Source organism: Rhizobacter sp. P3_C12 (assembly GCF_056402735.1).
Map to the genome: position 1 here is coordinate 1 of NZ_JBFUGW010000498.1, position 2,552 is coordinate 2,552.

The window sequence follows — 2,552 nt, forward strand, 5'->3', positions numbered from 1 at the left end:
GATCCGACGATCTCCTTTGTCGGGGGGCGGGGTGCGGAGACGAATTATCATGCCGCCGTGTATAGGTGCCACGATGGATRCCTCGATCTGTCAGCGAGCGATCCATGTTCGCTGGACGCGGATATCATGAAAGACATCCTGGGAAGGATGGAGAAAAAGAACAGGCCTGAAAGACAGAAAGAAGGAATTACGAGCATCCTGCTGCCGCACCAGGTTGAAGAATCGGTGGCCATGCAGGGTATACGTGATGTGATCGCAGGGTATAACGAGCGTCTCGGTGTGAAGATCGAAACGAAGTTTGCCAATCAGGCAACTCAGGTGATTGTTGCCGAGCCGGCATTCGAGAAGGTGCCTGATAAGTGGGATGAAGCGATCCGGAAAGCTGAGGGATTTGTTGCCTTGGCAATTTCCGAGGGCCTTGGAGGAGAGGATGTCCGTCGGAGATCGGAAGATTTGTTGCGCGGGATTGAGGCTTGCAAGGATGGGTCAAGTTGCTCCCGACAAAGCATGAATCGGTTGGGTGAGTGCGTGCTCGCATTCATCCTCCTTTGCAGGGATGAGAAAAGCATTGATGATCCCCAAGGAATAAACGCAGAATATCTCCAGGGGAGGGTTCGAGAGACTTGGGGCCATGACGCACCCTTTGCAGATCTCATCAAAGTCATAAGCAATGATTTCGGCCTCTCGAAACTGCATAAAGCACTGAGAGCAGGAGAGGGCGCTCAGGCAGGGACCCAAGACCTCTTCTATGCAGCACTTGTTCCGCGCTATCTGAGAATGCTGCGGGTAATACAAAAAGAGAGATATGGACGTGGTACGTTCTGGTCGGAGCTTCCAAACTCTGGTACACGGCGCGCGGAAGCGTCCAGTGCGGAAATGACGGTGCCAAGCCTTTGCGATTTGGGTGCAATGAATGGAGAAGTACGCAAAAAATTCGAGAAATATGGGATAGGAAGCTACGAGGGGTTGCTGGGAGTGGTTTCGTTTCGATCAGCTCTGGTGCGCAGCATCTTGTCGGGTCAATATGCCGACACATTCAGGCCCATGAAACTTTCAGACCGCATGGGTCGTTCGCAGTTGTTCACGGCTCTGAGGGTCGACAAGGACCAGAATGGCCATCTTTTCATGCAGAGCCGTGGCGTATTGCTCGACGCAATTGAAAAGCTCCGACCTCCCGATAAGGAGGAGGCCATCAATTGGGTGCACGCACTATTTCTCAGCAAGAAGAGTCCTTGCCTCGTTTATGAGGGGATCAATATTTTTGACGAGCGCCTGAAGTTGTCGGGTCCGTCGTCGGATCTGCTGAAGAAAATAAGCCAGGAGTTCCCTGATTTCCTGGGAAATCGTCCTCGGAATATGAAATCAGGGCCGCAGATCGTGTTCGATTTCATGAAAAACTATTTTGATGATAAATCGAGAGATGACGTGATGTGGAGCATCCTCGGGGCACTATGGTCGGAATTGTCGTTGCAACACAAGTATGACGAGCGGCTCAAGCCTGCTTTCAAGAGTTCCTTGGTGATGGCGCGGCTGATCAAGGCATTGGAAAATCAGAAGGATGATTCCTTCCGCCAGGACTGCAAGGACCTTGGGCAGTTGAAGGATTCCGGCTGCACGCGGGGGGAGGTGTGGGAGCGATGGAAGATCATGGTGAACATGCGGATCCATCCGGAAAATCGTTATATAAGGAGAGAGCCGAACATCGAGTCGATGAACGGAATTCTGAATCTGGAAAGTATCGACATCTTCGGATGGAATGACTATAAATATTATTTCGAGGAGATGGCCAGAGCTCAGCCGCGTGACGGGCGGCAGATTGTAGATATTCGTTTGGGGCTCTTCGACGGCAGTCCAAGAATTCCGGAAGGCTTGTTTGCAATAAAAACGATATCCAGAATCACCATTGACGACAAGAGGGTGCGCAAGAATACGGCGACTCTGGATCTCAGTGGGTGGCAACCGGGTGAAGCATCTCCGCAACTGGAAGTGGAATGGAAGAGCATGGCTTCGCTGACGCGGGAGCAGGTGCAGGTGCATGCAGATGTGGAATTGGCAAGCGTCAGCGGAGGGATTTGCAGACTTCAGGCTCGTGCCCGGAAGCCATCCCGCCCGGAGTCTGCGGATCTGAATCAGAAGCAGCCCGGACCGGAAATTATTGATATGACGCGCTTGAATATTCCAACAATCTCGATCTCGCGCCCGGGATCGAATCCGGTGAATTCAAGAACCATTGAAAAAGAGCAATTGACTGTATCGGCGGATCCGAAGAAGGCAGCATCGGTGCAAAGCCTGGATCCTTCGAAGGGGCAGCTTCCCCCTCAGAAGCCGGTCGAGCTGAAACCTATCGGTCTGAAAACTGATTCTCCAAAAATACAAGCTCGGGAGGTGGTCCCGGGAAATCCAAGGATCCAACCCCAACCGGATTCGAGAATCAGTGAGCAACCGACTGTACTGGCGAACTCGAGGAAGAAAGCGCTGAGCCTGCAAGAGATAAAAGACAAGTTCCTGACGATGCCGCGCGACGATGCGGTGGACTGGATCTTCAGTGAGGA

Annotated in this window: 1 protein-coding gene; it reads left to right on the forward strand. The window is 52.3% G+C overall.

Annotation, left to right across the window (positions count from 1 at the left end; genetic code table 11):
• Window positions 1-126 precede the first annotated feature (126 nt).
• A partial coding sequence (locus AC1DXV_RS33755) for a hypothetical protein (protein WP_477937929.1) occupies window positions 127-2,552 on the forward strand: 2,426 nt, incomplete at its 3' end.